Source organism: Rhodococcus sp. KRD162 (assembly GCF_017168335.1).
Lineage (GTDB): Bacteria > Actinomycetota > Actinomycetes > Mycobacteriales > Mycobacteriaceae > Rhodococcoides.
This window is the reverse complement of record NZ_JABFAU010000015.1, coordinates 96,102-111,156: the sequence shown is the minus strand read 5'-3', so window position 1 is coordinate 111,156 and position 15,055 is coordinate 96,102. Positions and strand designations below refer to the sequence as shown.

Sequence of the window (15,055 nt, the reverse complement as noted above, 5' to 3'; positions counted from 1 at the left end):
CGCCCGGCAGGTTCGTCGAACATGGATTCTGTACGCACACAGACACCGCAGCCGAGGAGCTGGACATGAGCCGTATCTCAGATTTATCCGTCCCTGACCTGACCGGGAAGCTCGTCGTCGTCACGGGAGCCAGCGACGGGATCGGGCAGGTCATCGCAACCCGGGTCGCTCGCGCCGGTGCAGAGGTCGTCATGCCGGTACGCTCAGCGGCCAAAGGCGAGCGGGTGGCCGAGGGCATTCGCTCCGCGGTGCCGGGCGCGAAGGTGAGCATCAGGGCGTTGGACCTGTCTTCTTCGAGTTCCGTTGCAGAGCTTGTGGACGAGTTCGTCTCGGACGGCCGCGCGATCGACGTACTCGTCAACAATGCCGGCGTCATGCAGCCACCCGAGCGGCAGGTCACCCAGGACGGATTCGAGCTGCAATTCGGTACCAACCATCTCGGTCATTTCGCGCTCACCCTCGGTCTGCTCCCGCTTCTTCGGGCAGGTAGGGCACGCGTCACTCATCAGACGAGCATCGCGGCGCGATCGGGGACCATCAACTGGGACGACCTGAACTGGGAGCGCTCCTACGACGTCATGAAGGCCTACACCCAGTCGAAGATCGCGGTGGCTCTGTTCGCTCGCGAACTCGACGCGCGAAGCAGGGCCGGTGGATGGGGGATCACCAGCAACCTGGCCCATCCTGGGGTTTCGCCGACGAATCTGCTTGCGGCCCAACCAGGTCTGGGGCGTCCGAAGGACTCTGCGGGTCGAACATTGGTCGGCATGCTTGCCCGTGTCGGCATTGCAGGTTCCGTCGACAGTGCTGCGCAGCCAGGATTGATCGCAGCCGTGGGCAGCGCGTCGCGCGGTGATCAGTTCATCGGTCCCACACGATTGATCAGCGGACCGCCCGCAGAGGTCGCATGGTGGAAGCCGCTGCGCGAGATGGACGAGGCGCGCCGACTGTGGGAGGTATCAGAAGCGCTGACCGGGGTAAGCCTCAAGTCCTGAACCAGCAGGTGCCGCAAGTCTTCGACTGGCCCCCAAAGGGTCGTCATCGAGGTGTCGGTGCGGGATCTCTGGCGTGGTCGACCAAATCGTGAACCAGGCCGATGATGAGGTCCATTTGGGCGATGACGTCGACGCGCAACTGGTTTTGTTGTTCTTCGGTCATGTCCGGTGCGTCCGGACGGTCCAGGGACATCAGCAGGTCGATGTTGGTGCGCAGTGCCGTCAGGGGCTCCATCAATTCTGCGCCCGCATCGATGATCAGTTGTCCCTGCCGTTCTCTCGATCGGGACAGGGACGCCAACATTTCGTTGAAACTGGTGGCGAGTGAGGCGAGTTCGTCGTCTCCGTTGACGTCGATCGGCTCGAAATCTGCGGTTCTGGCGACTCGTTCGGTGCCCGCTCGCAGGCGTCGGACCGGACGGAGTCCGGTCCGGGCAACCGCGGCACCGGCGACACCTGCCAGTGCGACGAGAAATCCACCGACGAGAACGAGAGCCAGTGTGAGTTTGGCGAGCAACCGTGACGCTCCACCGAGCGATTCGGCCACCATGATCGTTCCGCCGGATTCGATGCTCTGGGCGGAGATGTAGTAGCCGCGTACCTCTCGCAGCGACCGGTCCGCGTCGCCGTCCACTACCGCCTGCTCCGGGGCGTCCAGAACGCCGTCGGAGTTGGTGAAGGGATCGGTACCGTTCGAGGAGGTCATCAAGTCTCCTCCGGCAGAGACCAACGCGACCTTCGCATTGGTTCCCTCCGTTGCGAACCCGAACAGGTACGGCGAAGCGCCCGAGGCTGCGCTGGCCATCAGTGCGTCGCTGTTTCGGCCGACGCGGTCGATGACCTGCGAACGAAGGGCCTGCTCGGCAACGAGATAGATCGCGAGAGCGCTCACCGCCACGGCCAGGGCGGCCACAGTCATCGTCAGAAGTCGTATTCGTCCGTGCAACGTCAGCGCCCTCGGGCGCAGGGTCGCACGTGCATTGCTCATTTCTCGAGTATGCCGGTCGGCGAGACGAGGCACGTCCGCAGGTTCCTGTGCACGAAGTCGAATGGCGCAGAGCTACCCGAGCGGTCCCAACCATTCGTCGGTCAGTGCGGCCATTCGGGAAGCGTCGACGTCCATCAGCGGCGATATCGGTCCGCTGAGAACGTCGGTGATGGACGAGCAGGGTATCGACATGCACGTGTTGTCGCTTGCGCCACCTGGTGCACAGGGCGTCAGCGTCGACTCGGCCGTGTCGCTCTGCCGCGAAGCCAACGACGCAGCCGCCGACGCCGTTCGCGCCCGACCCGACAGAATTCGGGCGATGGCAACGCTGCCTCTGGCCGCGCCGAAGAAGGCAGTCGAGGAACTCGAACGGGCCACAGCTCTCGGCCTGACCGGAGTGATGGCCTACGGCAGGGTCGCAGACGTGCCTCTGGACGATCCTCGGTTCGAAGATCTGTGGGAGGCAGCTGAGCGGTTACGGCAGCCGATCTTCATACACCCACAGATTCCGTCGTCCGCGATCCGCGATGGGGCCTACCGTGGTCTTGGACCGACCGAGGATCTTGCACTGTCGACCTTTTCGTGGGGTTGGCACCTCGAGGCCGGTACCGCAGCGCTCCGCCTGATGGCCCGTGGTGTCCTGGACCGGCATCCTCGGTTGCAGCTGATTCTGGGACATTGGGGCGAGCTGTTGGTGTTCTGGCACCGACGTGCGGACGGGCTGGCTCGCGTCGCAGGGCTGGACAGGACCATCACCGAGTATCTGCAGCAGAACGTGTGGATCACGGCCTCGGGGATGCTCGATGCGGCCATGCTTCGACACGCGCTGACGATCACCACCCCGGACCGGATTCTGTTCTCTACCGACTATCCGTTTCAGTCGCCGACTCGAGGCGAGATCGACACGTTCATGCGGGAATTTCCGGACGATGATTCGAGGATCGCTTTCGCGTCCGGGAACGCACGAACACTGTTTCGTATCGACTAGCGAGAGTGTCTCCGGCGCACGACGATCGACCAGTGCCGGCCGAACGCTGCTGTGGTCGGCTGCTCGGTTCGCCTATCCGGAGTGGGTGAACAAGGTCGGCGACGGCCGCGTCGACGAGCGCATCGAATTCACCCGCGATCACATTCAGCACCTGGTCTGATCGAGGTTGGTTGGTGACTCGAGTCCGCATGGCAGCACCTTCTAGAACGCGTGGCAGCACCTTCTAGAACGGTGGTGTTGTTGTGTCGTCTGTGTCGAGCTGTTCGTTGTCGGGTGGGGATGTCCGGCCGCAGGTCGTTGCCGAGGATCGGGATGGTGGTTGCGTTGGCGGGCAGGGTGATTCGGGTGGTCTTCGAGGTGGAGGTCCAGAGGATGGCGCCGCCGGGGAGCATGGTGGCTTTCCAGTAGCCGGCGGTTTTGACGGTGTGGTGGTATTCGCAGAGGCATTGGAGGTTGCTCAGGGTGGTCCAGCCGCCGGCGAGTGGGTTGGTGTGGTCGAAGGCGGTGATGTGGTCGAGTTGGCAGTGCGCGGCGGGTCGGCGGCAGTCGGGGAAGCGGCAGTGTCGGTCGCGGAGGCGGACGGCGGCGGTGGTGAGGGCGTCGGGTCGGTAGATCAGGGCTCGGTCGGTGAGCGGGTCGCGTCCGACGGAGCGTCCGAGGGTGGGGTCGGCGGCGATGGCCGCTTCGAGGGCGGCAGCGAGGGACGCGTGACCGAGGTAGATGCCGGTGGGTGTGCGGCTTGTTGTGTGAGCCGGGTGATTGCTTGTCGCCGCTTCGAGGATGGGCAGGTCGAGGGCGGGCAGGTCGAGGGCAGAGCTGTGCCGTGTGCCCTTGCCGACGGGTGTGTGGGTGCAGAACCGTGCTGCGGCGGAGGTCAGCGATTGCAGGCGATACTGGCGTGAAGTCTCGCTGACTGTCGCGGCCGTCGAGTCTGGTGCTGGTGCTGGTGGTGTTTCTGGTGCTGGGTCGTTGACTGGCGTCGGGTCGGATGGCGCGGAGCTGAATGTTGTTGTGGACGAGTCCGATTCCGAATACTTCGGTGAAGCTGACGCGGATTCAGCTGATGTGGGTTCGGACGCCGCATCTGCCTCAGGGCCGGTGGCCGATGGTGCTTCCGCTAGCGGGTCGGGTGCAGGTACCGCTACGCGTGTTGCCGCGTGCTTCCGGACAGGATCGGCGTCTGGGGCGGGAGTTGCGGACGGATCGGTCGCACATGCGGGTGTCGACTCGCCGTTCCCCTCGGTCTCGCCTTTCCGCTCGGCCTCTTCGGACTCATCTGCGGACTCGCTGTTCTCCTCGGTCTCGTCTGCCGGTGCCTCCGGTGTTGGTCCGGTTGCCGGGGTGTTCCCCGCTGCAGGTGTGCTGGCCGATGCGATCCCCTCATCAGCATCAGCATCATCGGCCGAGTGCGTGTCCGGTGCTGCTTCCGTCACGGGGTCTGCGTCTGTGTCCGTCGCTGTCTCGGGTGATGGTGCGGCCGGTGTTTTTTCGCTGTCGGTGTGTCGTTCCCATTGTCCGGTTTCCGGGTTCTGGTGTGCGAGTCCGAGTTGTTCGGCGAGGGTGACGGCGTCGGTGAGCAGGATCTGCCAAGTGCTGTTGCGTGCGAGTTCTCGCGCCAACTCGGGGTCGATGCAACCATGCCCAGCCAGGTAGGCGGGGTTGGCGAGGAGTCCGATGAGGGTCGCGATGTCGACGGTGATCATCGTCAACGGCCGTCGCCGATCCGCCGGTACCGCTCCCGCTTTGGGGCAGTCGGTGCGCTGACACAGGCACTCCAGGCGCGGTTCACCGTGCATCCGCGCCATGAACGCATCGCACAGTCGTTCTTGTCTTCCGCGTGGGTCTTTCGGGCAGACGGTGTCGGCCATCTCGGCGAGCAGCTGCCACGCGGCGGCGGCCTCGGGGGCGGTGAGCTCGGCCCGGATGCGGGCGAGCTCACCGGCGGGACTGTAGGTGACGGTGCGGAATCGTTTCGCGAACTTCCGTAGTGCTGCTGCCTCCTGCGGTGCGACGCGCAGCAGGATGTCCCAGATCTGTGTCTCGAGTGGGCCTGGGGACGAGCGGCGGGCCGCGTCGACGACCTCGCTCTCGACGGCGGCGACGATGGTGTCGGAGAGGTTGTCGAGGATCCGGCACGCGGTCCGCACCCGCGGGAAGTCGATCTCGCCTGCCTCGAACGCGTCCTTGATCAGCGGAAGGCGGGTATGCAGGGCCACTGCGACCGAGATGTACCCCTCGGCGACGGTCGCCGAGCATCCCAACGCCAACGCCATCTCGGAGCGCCCGTAGCGGCTGTAATGCTTGTGCTCGGTATCGCGGGTGATCCAGTTGGTGTGCACGCGGTAGCAGACGGCGATCTTGCGGGCCGCGTGCCGATTCTCCTCCCGCGCGGCAGCAGTCAACGCCTCCAACGACACCGTCGGTACCGCCATGATCTTCACCCCCCAGTGAACCGAACAAGAACGTATGTTCGAACTAGAAGGAAGAGTAAACGACACCACCGACACAAACGGGTTGATGATTCGAAGGGGTGTTATCTAGCTGGTCAGGCGCTGTCGGTGCGAGTGTCGTTGGCCTCGTCCCATCGTTGCGCCCAGTGCCATAGCGGTTCGAGTGCAGGTCTGAGTTCGTCCCCGAGTTCGGTCAAGCGATAGGAACCGTCGGAGTCTTTGATCAGTACTCGAGCGTCGATGAGCGTGCGCAGACGAGTAGCGAGCACGCTGGACGAGATATCGTCGGTTCGTCGTCGGAGTTCGAGGAACCCGAGCGGGCCGCCGCGTAGTTCCCACAGAATGCGCATGTTCCATCTCTGGCCCAATAGATCGAGCACATTCATCATCGAGCGGTGGGATGCACTTGCCATTTCCATTGCGCTTCATCATAGTGGTTCGAAAATCGAAGCAGTTCGAATATCGAAGCGCAGGGAGGGTGGCGATGACGCAACGTTTGGTAGGTAAGTCGGTCCTGATCACGGGCGGGTCACGCGGCATCGGAGCGGAGACCGCGGAACAGCTCGGTGCCGAGGGAGCCTTGGTAGCGGTGAATTACCGAGAAAAGAAGCGTCGCGCCGACGCGGTGGTGCGCGCGATCGAAGACGATGGAGGTCGCGCGCTCGCCATCGGAGCCGACATCACCGACCCGGCCGCAATCGATGCGATGCTCAGCTGCGTCGTTACCGAGTTCGGTGCCCTCGACGTGCTGGTGCTCAATGCGTCCGGCGGGCTCGAGCTCGGTGCCGAACCCGGCTATGCGATGGCCATCAACCGAGACGCTCAGGTTGCTCTGGCCAGGGCGGCCGCAGAACGAATGAGCCGCGGCTCACGGGTGGTATTCCTGACCAGTCATCAAGCGCACTTTCACGGTCGCAGACCGGTACCCGCCGAGTACGAGCCTGTAGCAGCGAGCAAGCGCGCGGGAGAGGACGCACTGCGGGCTCTGATCCCCGAACTGAGCTCCCGAGGAATCGAATTGGTCGTCGTCTCGGGAGACATGATCGAGGGCACCATCGTTGTCACTCTGCTGGAGCGTCGAAACCCGGACGCTGTGGCTGCCCGCACCGCGCACGGCTCGCTCCCTACCATTGCCGAGTTCGCGTCTGCAGTGGTGGATGCAATTGTCGAGCCGATCGCCGAAGCCGGCCATACCGTCTACGTCGGCGGAGCCGACTACCTCGACGAGTAGCGATCGAGGTAGTCGGCTCCGCCGACTTGTGTAGCGGTCGTGCGGCCGACGAATCAGCTACCGAGTACGCAGAACTGACCGCTCGTGAGGTTCAGTGCCAGGGACAGCGGGCCGACGCAATCGACACCGCGGCCTTCGGACGTGGCACCGGATCCCCAGCCTGCGACCGCGAGGGTCGTCTGGCCGGCATCGGCCCACGAATGCGCGATTCCGCCGCCGAGCGCGAACGCGTAGGCGGTGCCCGCATTCTTGCTCGCTCCGAGTGCGACTCCGTACCCGTTGGCGTAGGTGGTGGTCGCGCCGGGTCCGTCGTTGACGCTCACCGCGGTACCGCTGTCCGCTGCCCCCGCGGTGGCATGACCGGTGCCGTTCGACGTAGCGCCACAGCTCGCGGTGTCGTCGACCTGGATGTCGTTGGCCGAGGGCGGAGACACGCAGTTGACCGGCGCTGCCGATGCGGTTGCGGTGCCGGCGAGGGCAATGCCGGTCATTGCCGAGCCGAGGGCGAATACTGCTGCGGTGCGGGCAATTCGGTTACCGAACCGACTCGACGTGCGCGTGGAGGAGGAGAAGGGCGAAGTCGGGCGGGGGAGGGAAACAGAGAACAACAGAAGGCTCCTTCACGAGCGAAACGGGTCGGTGCGGCACACGGTACCCCGCTCGAGCAGTTCTCGGCAGCAAGCTGGTGCAGTTTGTGTAACGGTGCCGCCGGCATCGGGGAACGATTCGTCGTGGAAGTCCGGCTTTTTCTGTTTCCTGGCAGCTGCCGTTGCCCTCGGATTCGTGTTCGGGTCGGTGTTCGACTCTGCGCCCTGTGTATCGAAGTAGACTCCATCGCTTGATGATTCGGTGTCGCCGTCAGGGTTCGCGGATGCGTCCGGGTCGGTCTGCGACGCGTCGGTCCGGCTCGCTCACGCGCTCGCTGGACGCAAGAAAATCGTTACCTGCCGCAAGTGGATCGACGCTGCCGATCCGAGCGCACCGCACGTGCGCCGCAGAGTGCCGCAGTGCGGGGTTGACGTGTCACAAAAGAACTGCATCTCGGACAGGATCGATTTGTCGACGCTCACAATTGATTTCAGCTCCGACGAGGGGGCGGGCGACGGGCAGGTGCCTCGCACCGTGGACATGTCAGGTGAACCGATGTGCGAGCCGCGGTGACTGCACTGAGTTGGCCCGACGCGCCCCGATCTCAGGGACCGGTGGCACCGCCGTACGTCGCAATTTTGTATTCGGTTGCCGCGAGCGAGAGTTGTAGTTCGCGAATACGACGCCGAACGGTGTCTCGATGTTCGACGAGCAGATCGAGGCGTTCGGGAACGGTCTGTTCTCCACCGTCTATCAGTTCGACGTAATGCTGCAGATCGCGCATCGGCATCCCCGACAGCCGCATCCGGGTGAGGAAGACGAGCCTGCGTACCGCCGCCTCGTCGTAGCGGCGGTGGTCGAGGCTGTCGCGGGCCACCTCGATCAACCCAGACCGTTCGTAGTAGCGGAGAGTGTGCGCGGAAATGTCGAGTAGCTCGGCGACCTCGGCAATGCTCAAGGGCTCCGAGAGTGCTCCTGGCTCGATCAGATCGTGCAGCAGCTCGACCGTGATCGGTGCCTCCGAATCGATGACGGCTGCCAGCGCCTTGTTCATCAAGTCCATCGTCGCCATGAGTACCGACGATAGTCCGCTCTCTCGGATACTTCTGGGTGTGCTTCGAGCGCATTCGAAGCCGATGCGTCAGACGCTGCCCTGGTATCCGTGCTGCCGCCAGGCCTCGTACATCGTGACCGCCGCTGCGTTGGCGAGGTTGAGTGATCGCCGTCCCGGAATCATCGGAATGCGTAGTCGATCGCTGACATGCGGGTCGTCGAGAACCTCGTCGGGCAGACCGGTGGGTTCCGGTCCGAACAGCAGGACATCGCCGGGTTCGTAGGCGACATCGGCGTAGGAACGAGTGGCGTGCGCTGTGTAGGCGAACACCCGCGTCGGTGCCAGCGCAGCCCAGGCCGAGGGCAGGTCTCGGTGCACGGTGACCGACGCGAGGTCGTGATAGTCGAGCCCGGCACGTTTGAGCTTGGGCTCGGACATGTCGAAGCCGAGTGGGCCCACCAGGTGCAGTTCGCATCCGGTGCCCGCGACCAGGCGAATCGCGTTGCCGGTGTTCTGGGGAATCCGGGGCTCGAAGAACATCAGTCGAAACACCCGGTTCACTTTGCCACCCCGAACCGGGGAAGTATGGGGCAGGTGGACGACGAACAGATCATCGGTGAAGATTTTTCCGACTCGCGACTCGACGGGAAGGAATGGACGGGCAAGCATTTTCTTCGGTGCACTTTTCGCGATGCAGACATGAGTGGAGTGCGAACCGAGGCGGTGGTGTTCACCGAATGCGACTTCACCGGCACCGACCTGACCGAATCGATCCACACGAACTCGGCGTTCCGCTCCTGCACCTTCACCCGGACGAATCTCCAGCACAGCACCTTTCGGCACTCGACCATGATGGGCTCGACGTTCGTCGACAGTCGGATGCGACCCGCGACGTACGACGAGGTCGATTTCACTCTCACTGCACTGGGGAAAGCCGATCTTCGTGGCCTCGACCTGACGGGGTGCCGGATGCGGGAGGCGAATCTCGTCTCCACGGATTTTCGGAAGGCCACCGTGAACTCGGTCGATTTCTCGGGTGCACGCACCGTCGACGCCACGTTCGACGAGGCTGACCTTCGCGGAGCCCTCGTCGATTCGTCGCTGTGGGTGAGCGCAAGCGTACGAGGCGCAAAGATCGAGCTGATGCAGGCGGTTGCGTACGCGGGCGCTCAGGGTCTTGTCGTCGAGGGCTGACGCGCCCGCCCGGACCGGCGCGCCGCAGCCGACCTCGAGCCTGGAACAATGGCCGAGTGACTGCAACGATCCTCGATGGCAAAGCGACCCGCGACGAAATATTCGTCGATCTCACCGCCCGCGTGGCGGCACTGCGTGAGAAGGGGGTCACCCCGGGGTTGGCGACGGTGTTGGTCGGTGACGACCCGGGCTCGGCCGCATACGTTCGGGGCAAGCACAACGATTGCGCGAAGGTCGGTATCACCTCGATTCGCCGTGATCTGCCCGCGGACATCACCCAGGCGGATCTCGAGGCCGTCATCGACGAACTCAATGCCAACCCGGAGTGCACCGGGTACATCGTCCAGCTGCCCTTGCCGAAGCATCTCGACGAGAACGCTGCGCTGGAGCGAATCGATCCGGACAAGGACGCCGACGGACTGCACCCGATCAACCTGGGTCGGCTCGTGCTCGGCAAGGATGCCGCCCTGCCGTGCACACCCCGCGGCATCGTGCACCTGCTCAGGCGCTACGACGTCGCTCTCGACGGTGCCCATGCTGTGGTCATCGGCCGCGGTGTCACCGTGGGCCGGCCGCTCGGGCTACTGCTCACCCGGCGTTCGGAGAACGCCACAGTCACGTTGTGTCACACCGGAACGCTCGATCTCGCGGCCGAGGTCTCCCGTGCCAACATCGTCATCGCTGCCGCCGGAGTGCCGGGATTGATCACCGCAGACATGGTCAAGCCGGGCGCTGCGGTGCTCGATGTGGGGGTGAGCCGTACCGAGGACGGGCTGCGCGGGGACGTCGCCGACGGTGTCTCGGAGGTGGCCGGTTTCGTCTCGCCCAACCCCGGTGGCGTCGGACCGCTGACGCGAGCGTTCTTGCTCACCAACGTGGTCGAGCGCGCGGAACGCACTGCGGCGCAGGGCTGAGCGTACCGACGATGAACGCCGCGGAGGATGCCCGAGACGAGCCCGAACCGGGGTTCCGCGCAGCTGTGGCGCGCAATCTGCCGATCCTCGCGGTCTCTGTCGTCGTGCTGGCCGCACTGATCCTGGTGTTGGCAGATCGTTGGCGACGCGGGTCGTTCATCTTCGGATGTGCCGCGCTACTGGCCGCAGTGCTCAGACTGTGCCTGCCGGAATCGCGCGTCGGCATACTGAGCGTGCGCAGTCGAGGATTCGATGTGCTGGCGCTGGGCGGGGTCGGGGGAGCGATCGTCTTCTTGTCGCTGTCGATCGACCCGCTGGGAACGGACTGACGCCTGCCAGGAGCAGTCTGCAGGGGCAACCGGACAAGCACGTTCGGTGTCAGCGCCGTCCCAAGCGGGCCAGCTCCATCGTCTCGGCGAGCAGCTTCGCCACCGAATCGGCCTCGGTGAGAAAGCCGTCGTGGCCGTCGCGGGATTGGATTACTTCGAGTCCGCGGCACTGCGGGAGTTCGCGGGCGATCTCCTTCTGCAGCCGCAACGGATACAGGCGATCGGAATCGACGCCGCCGACGATCGTCGGAACCGGTACGGACGCAAGAGCTTCGGCGACACCGCCGCGGCCCCGACCCACATCGTGGCGATTCATGGCCTCGGTGAGCAGCACATACGTCGCCGCATCGAATCGGTTGACCAGCTTCGCTGCCTGATGCTCGAGGTAGCTCTGCGCGGAGTATCTGCCACCGGCCCAGGGGTCTTCGTCGTTCTGCGGCGAGTTGCCGAACCTGATGTCGAGTTCGCTTTCGGTTCGGTACGTCAGGTGCGCGATGCGCCGCGCGATGCCGAGACCGGCCTTCGGTGAGGTACCGGTGTCGTGGTAGTTGCCGCCGAGCCATCCCGGATCGGCCTTGATCGCGGCGATCTGTGTTGTCTGAGTGCCGATCTGGTCGGCAGTTGCCCTGGCACCGACCGCGAGTACCAACGCGGCCGCCACTCGGTCGGGATGGCCCACGATCCATTCCAGGGTGCGCATTCCGCCCATGGAGCCGCCGACGACGGCCGCGAACCGCTCGATTCCGAGGACGTCGGCCACGGCAACTTCCGCGGCCACCTGATCCCGGATCGATATTTCCGGGAAGCGCGACCCGTACGGCGAGCCGTCGGGAGAGATGCTGCTGGGGCCGGTGGTGCCTCCGCAACCGCCGAGGACGTTGGTCGCCACGACGCACCACTCGTCGGTGTCGATGGGGCAACCGGGACCGACCATTCCGTTCCACCAACCCGGCAGAGCGTGATCGGCGTCCGACGGACCGGACACATGCGAGTCCCCGGTCAGTGCATGTTCGACGAGGACCACGTTGCTGCGGTCGGTGGCGAGTTCGCCCCACCGTTGCACCGCGACGGTGACCTGGGGGATTCGAGCGCCGTTCTCGAGATCGAGACTGCCGATGTCGATGGTTCCCAGCCGCCCGTCCGGAGACGGAAGAACCGCCTCCGGACGAACGCCTGTGTCGCAGCTGTGACTCAAGATGCCGCCGCGCTGAATCCGGCCTCGAGATCGGCGATGATGTCGTCGATTCCTTCGATGCCTACGGCAAGACGCACCAGGCCTGGAGTGACGCCCGAAGCCAGCTGCTCCTCCGGAGTCAGCTGGGAATGCGTGGTGGATGCGGGATGGATGACGAGTGAACGCACGTCTCCGATGTTAGCGACGTGGCTGTGGAGTGTGAGTGCGTCGACGAACTTCTTGCCCGCGTCCACTCCGCCCTTCAACTCGAACGCGATGATCGCGCCCTGCCCCTTCGGCAACAGTTCCTGCCCACGTTGGTACCACGGCGAGGATTCGAGTCCGGCGTAGTTGATGGACACCACGTCCTCGCGCCCGGCGAGGAACGCGGCAACCTTGCGCGCGTTCTCCACGTGCCGCTCGATCCGAAGGCTCAGCGTTTCCAGGCCCTGGCTGATGAGGAAGGCATTGAACGGCGAAACCGCAGCACCGATGTCACGCAACAGCTGGACGCGTGCCTTCAACGCGAAGGCGGGCGCACCGAGATCGGCGAACACGACGCCGTGGTAGCTCGGATCAGCGGTGGTGAAATTGGTATGACGGCCCTGCGTCCAATCGAACGTGCCACCGTCGACGATGACGCCCGCGATGGCTGTTCCGTGGCCGCCGAGGTATTTCGTCGCGGAGTGCACCACGATGTCGGCACCGTGCTTCAACGGCTGCAGCAGGTACGGCGTCGCCACGGTGTTGTCCACGATCAGCGGGATGCCGTTCTCGTGGGCCACCGCCGAGATACCGGGGATGTCGAGAATGTCGTTCTTCGGGTTCGAGATCGACTCGCCGTAGAACGCCTTGGTCGACGGGGTGATTGCGGCACGCCACTGCTCGAGGTCATCGGGATCGTCGACGAACGAGACGGTGACGCCGAGCTTGGGGAGTGTGTAGTGGAACAGGTTGTACGTGCCGCCGTAGAGCCGCGGGCTCGACACGATGTGGTCGCCGGCCTCCGCGAGGTTGAGAATGGCGAACGTCTCGGCGGCCTGACCCGACGCGAGCAGCAATGCCGCGACTCCGCCTTCGAGGGCGGCGATGCGCTGCTCGACGACGTCCTGCGTCGGGTTGATGATGCGGGTGTAGATGTTGCCCGGCTCGGCCAGGCCGAACAGCGCGGCCGCGTGATCGGTGTTGTCGAACGTGTACGAGGTGGTCTGGTAGATCGGCAACGCGCGAGCGTTGGTGGTGCCGTCGGGGGTTTGGCCCGAGTGGATCTGCTTCGTCTCGAAGCTCCAGTTGGCGGCGGGGTCGGTGAAGGGATCTTCGGTGGGTGCTCCGGAGGCGTCGGTCGGGTCCGGGGTCGAATCGGTCATGGCTGGTGATACTCCGTTTTCGAAGTCGAGTGCGAGGTCGAATGAAGCTCGAGAAGTCGAGCGTTACGGGGCGTATCGGTACAGCAACACATGAGAGAACCTCCTGACTGGCCTCGGTCCATTTCAGGGCCGAGGATTCAGTGGGTCCGCTGCCTGCGGACCCGCGCTTGTCGATTCGGCACTCGGCGTGCCGGATCGGCCCGGTCGTTCACCCGGGGCACCCCACCGCGGTTGGAGGGTTGCCGGCCAGCAAGCCGGGGCTCGATGCTGGCACTCATGACCTGGCGCAGATTCTAGCGGGTGCGACGGGCCTACCGGAACAAGGGCTCGGGCTCGGGTGCGCGGGCGATCACGCTCGAGCAGATGCTCAGGTGAGGACTATCACGGCGCGAGGAGACGAAAACAGCACTCCACGAGGAAGACAATGGGAAGGTTGGATGTTGCCACGTCAGGTGGATGTGTCGAACCCATCCTCCGAACGTCCATCCTGCTTGTTCTGTCTTCGATCGAAAACGAAAGTTGTACCGCCGTGACTGTCACCGATTCTGCTCGTTCCCGTGTCAGCGCTGTGCGCGGCAAGGTGTCGAGCGGCCTGAGTGTCAGCCATCGACCGCACTCCACCCGCCGCAAGCTTGCGATGTTGGCGCTGTCGATCGGCGGGTTCGGGATCGGCACCACGGAATTTGCGTCGATGGGGTTGCTACCGGACATCGCCACGACGATGGGGATCTCCGAGCCCTCGGCCGGACACATGATCTCCGCGTACGCGCTCGGCGTGGTCGTGGGTGCACCGACCATCGCCGCTCTGGCCGCGCGCCTTCCGCGCCGGATGCTGTTGCTGGCGCTGATGGTGGCCTTCACCCTCGGCAATCTCGGCACCGTCTTCGCACCCAGCTTCGACGAGCTGGTGGTCTCCAGATTCGTCGCAGGACTGCCGCACGGTGCGTACTTCGGGGTAGCGGCGCTGGTCGCTGCGCACCTCGCCGAGCCGGGCAAACGAGCCAAAGCCGTCGCGATGGTCATGATGGGCCTGTCCGTCGCCAACGTCGTCGGCGTCCCGGTGGCCACGTGGATCGGGCAGGCCCTCGGCTGGCGAAGCGCCTTCGCGCTGGTCGCCGTGATCGGTGCCCTGACCGTCACCGCCCTCGCGCTCTGGATGCCACGTCTGGACGCCATGCCGACCACCAGTCCTGTCACCGAACTCGGCGCGTTGCGGCGCAGCCAGGTCTGGATGACGTTGTTCGTGGGCATCGTCGGTTTCGGTGGCATGTTCGCCGTCTACACCTACATCGCGTCGACGCTGACCGACGTGGCCGGTCTCGCCCGTGCGTTGGTGCCGATCGCGCTGATGATCTACGGACTCGGCATGGTCGTCGGAAACTACGCAGGCGGTTGGCTGGCCGATCGATACAAGCTCAAGGGCACGTTCGTCGGGTTGGCCGCCACCGCGGTGAGTCTGGCGGTGTTCGTCGTGGCAGCACACAACCCGATCACGGCACTGTTGCTGGTGTTCTTGATCGGCGCTTCCGGTTCCTCGGTGGTTCCCGGCCTACAAACGAGATTGATGGATGTGGCCGAGGACGCCCAGACACTCGCGGCATCGCTCAACCACGCAGCGTTCAATCTGGCCAACGCCATCGGAGCTGCGGTCGGCGGTGCCGTGATCGCCGCAGGCTTCGGCTACACCGCCCCCGCCGCCGTGGGCTCGGGGCTGGCTGTGGCCGGTCTCGGTGTGCTGGCCACCGCCATGTGGATGGACAAGCGCACCACGGGGTGAAGATGC

Annotated in this window: 15 protein-coding genes and 1 riboswitch; of the genes, 7 read left to right on the top strand and 8 right to left on the bottom strand. The window is 64.8% G+C overall.

The genetic code is table 11. The annotated features are described in order from the left end of the window. The first annotated feature begins 65 nt into the window (after positions 1-65). The gene (locus J1M87_RS21305) at positions 66-995 is read left to right on the top strand and encodes an SDR family oxidoreductase (RefSeq protein WP_206491765.1); all 930 of its coding nucleotides are present in this window, start codon (positions 66-68) and stop codon (positions 993-995) included. A 43-nt stretch (positions 996-1,038) separates the two neighbouring features. Here the strand turns inward: J1M87_RS21305 and J1M87_RS21300 are convergent, their stop codons facing one another. Then, positions 1,039-1,983 (bottom strand): HAMP domain-containing protein, encoded by a 945-nt coding sequence (locus J1M87_RS21300; protein ID WP_206491763.1) that lies wholly within the window; start codon positions 1,981-1,983, stop codon positions 1,039-1,041. A gap of 61 nt (positions 1,984-2,044) precedes the next feature. On the opposite strand from J1M87_RS21300, the gene J1M87_RS21295 reads away from it, so the two are divergent. Continuing rightward, on the top strand, positions 2,045-2,971 hold the full coding sequence (locus tag J1M87_RS21295; protein ID WP_206491761.1) for an amidohydrolase family protein: 927 nt from the start codon (positions 2,045-2,047) through the stop codon (positions 2,969-2,971). Positions 2,972-3,099: 128 nt separating this feature from the next. Here the strand turns inward: J1M87_RS21295 and J1M87_RS21290 are convergent, their stop codons facing one another. After that, on the bottom strand, positions 3,100-5,403 hold the full coding sequence (locus J1M87_RS21290; protein ID WP_206491759.1) for an HNH endonuclease signature motif containing protein: 2,304 nt from the start codon (positions 5,401-5,403) through the stop codon (positions 3,100-3,102). A 113-nt stretch (positions 5,404-5,516) separates the two neighbouring features. Next, positions 5,517-5,807 carry a helix-turn-helix domain-containing protein gene (locus J1M87_RS21285; RefSeq protein WP_274611031.1) on the bottom strand — a complete coding sequence of 97 codons (291 nt, stop codon included), beginning with the start codon at positions 5,805-5,807 and terminating at the stop codon, positions 5,517-5,519. Positions 5,808-5,905: 98 nt separating this feature from the next. Between J1M87_RS21285 and J1M87_RS21280 the strand changes: the two genes are divergently transcribed. Then, positions 5,906-6,652 carry an SDR family oxidoreductase gene (locus tag J1M87_RS21280; protein WP_206491757.1) on the top strand — a complete coding sequence of 249 codons (747 nt, stop codon included), beginning with the start codon at positions 5,906-5,908 and terminating at the stop codon, positions 6,650-6,652. 53 nt (positions 6,653-6,705) lie between these two features. Here J1M87_RS21280 and J1M87_RS21275 read toward each other — a convergent pair whose 3' ends face one another. The 3 genes from J1M87_RS21275 to J1M87_RS21265 all read right to left on the bottom strand — a co-directional run bounded on the left by J1M87_RS21275 (position 6,706) and on the right by J1M87_RS21265 (position 8,846). After that, the gene (locus J1M87_RS21275; protein ID WP_206491755.1) at positions 6,706-7,260 is read right to left on the bottom strand and encodes a DUF6764 family protein; all 555 of its coding nucleotides are present in this window, start codon (positions 7,258-7,260) and stop codon (positions 6,706-6,708) included. A gap of 584 nt (positions 7,261-7,844) precedes the next feature. Further along, positions 7,845-8,312 (bottom strand): MerR family transcriptional regulator, encoded by a 468-nt coding sequence (locus J1M87_RS21270; protein ID WP_206491753.1) that lies wholly within the window; start codon positions 8,310-8,312, stop codon positions 7,845-7,847. A gap of 69 nt (positions 8,313-8,381) precedes the next feature. Beyond that, complete coding sequence (locus J1M87_RS21265; RefSeq protein ID WP_206491751.1) at positions 8,382-8,846, bottom strand: tRNA (cytidine(34)-2'-O)-methyltransferase; 465 nt, start codon at positions 8,844-8,846, stop codon at positions 8,382-8,384. 33 nt (positions 8,847-8,879) lie between these two features. Here J1M87_RS21265 and J1M87_RS21260 point away from each other — a divergent pair, with 33 nt between their 5' ends. Genes J1M87_RS21260 through J1M87_RS21250 form a run of 3 tightly spaced genes read left to right on the top strand, consistent with a single transcriptional unit; the run spans position 8,880 to position 10,731 of the window. Then, positions 8,880-9,488 carry a pentapeptide repeat-containing protein gene (locus J1M87_RS21260; RefSeq protein ID WP_206491749.1) on the top strand — a complete coding sequence of 203 codons (609 nt, stop codon included), beginning with the start codon at positions 8,880-8,882 and terminating at the stop codon, positions 9,486-9,488. Between the two features lie 56 nt (positions 9,489-9,544). Beyond that, on the top strand, positions 9,545-10,402 hold the full coding sequence (locus J1M87_RS21255) for a bifunctional methylenetetrahydrofolate dehydrogenase/methenyltetrahydrofolate cyclohydrolase (RefSeq protein WP_206491747.1): 858 nt from the start codon (positions 9,545-9,547) through the stop codon (positions 10,400-10,402). 11 nt (positions 10,403-10,413) lie between these two features. Continuing rightward, positions 10,414-10,731 (top strand): DUF3017 domain-containing protein, encoded by a 318-nt coding sequence (locus J1M87_RS21250; RefSeq protein ID WP_206491745.1) that lies wholly within the window; start codon positions 10,414-10,416, stop codon positions 10,729-10,731. Between the two features lie 49 nt (positions 10,732-10,780). On the opposite strand, the gene J1M87_RS21245 is transcribed toward J1M87_RS21250, so the two are convergent. Then, complete coding sequence (locus tag J1M87_RS21245; RefSeq protein ID WP_374222413.1) at positions 10,781-11,929, bottom strand: homoserine O-acetyltransferase; 1,149 nt, start codon at positions 11,927-11,929, stop codon at positions 10,781-10,783. Next, positions 11,923-13,272, bottom strand: coding sequence for a bifunctional o-acetylhomoserine/o-acetylserine sulfhydrylase (locus J1M87_RS21240; RefSeq protein ID WP_206491741.1), 1,350 nt, complete (start codon positions 13,270-13,272; stop codon positions 11,923-11,925). The genes J1M87_RS21245 and J1M87_RS21240 overlap by 7 nt, the downstream gene beginning before the upstream one ends. Positions 13,273-13,430: 158 nt before the next feature. After that, a riboswitch (SAM riboswitch) is annotated at positions 13,431-13,554 on the bottom strand. Between the two features lie 355 nt (positions 13,555-13,909). Here J1M87_RS21240 and J1M87_RS21235 point away from each other — a divergent pair. Next, the gene (locus tag J1M87_RS21235; RefSeq protein ID WP_206491960.1) at positions 13,910-15,049 is read left to right on the top strand and encodes an MFS transporter; all 1,140 of its coding nucleotides are present in this window, start codon (positions 13,910-13,912) and stop codon (positions 15,047-15,049) included. Positions 15,050-15,055 lie beyond the last annotated feature (6 nt).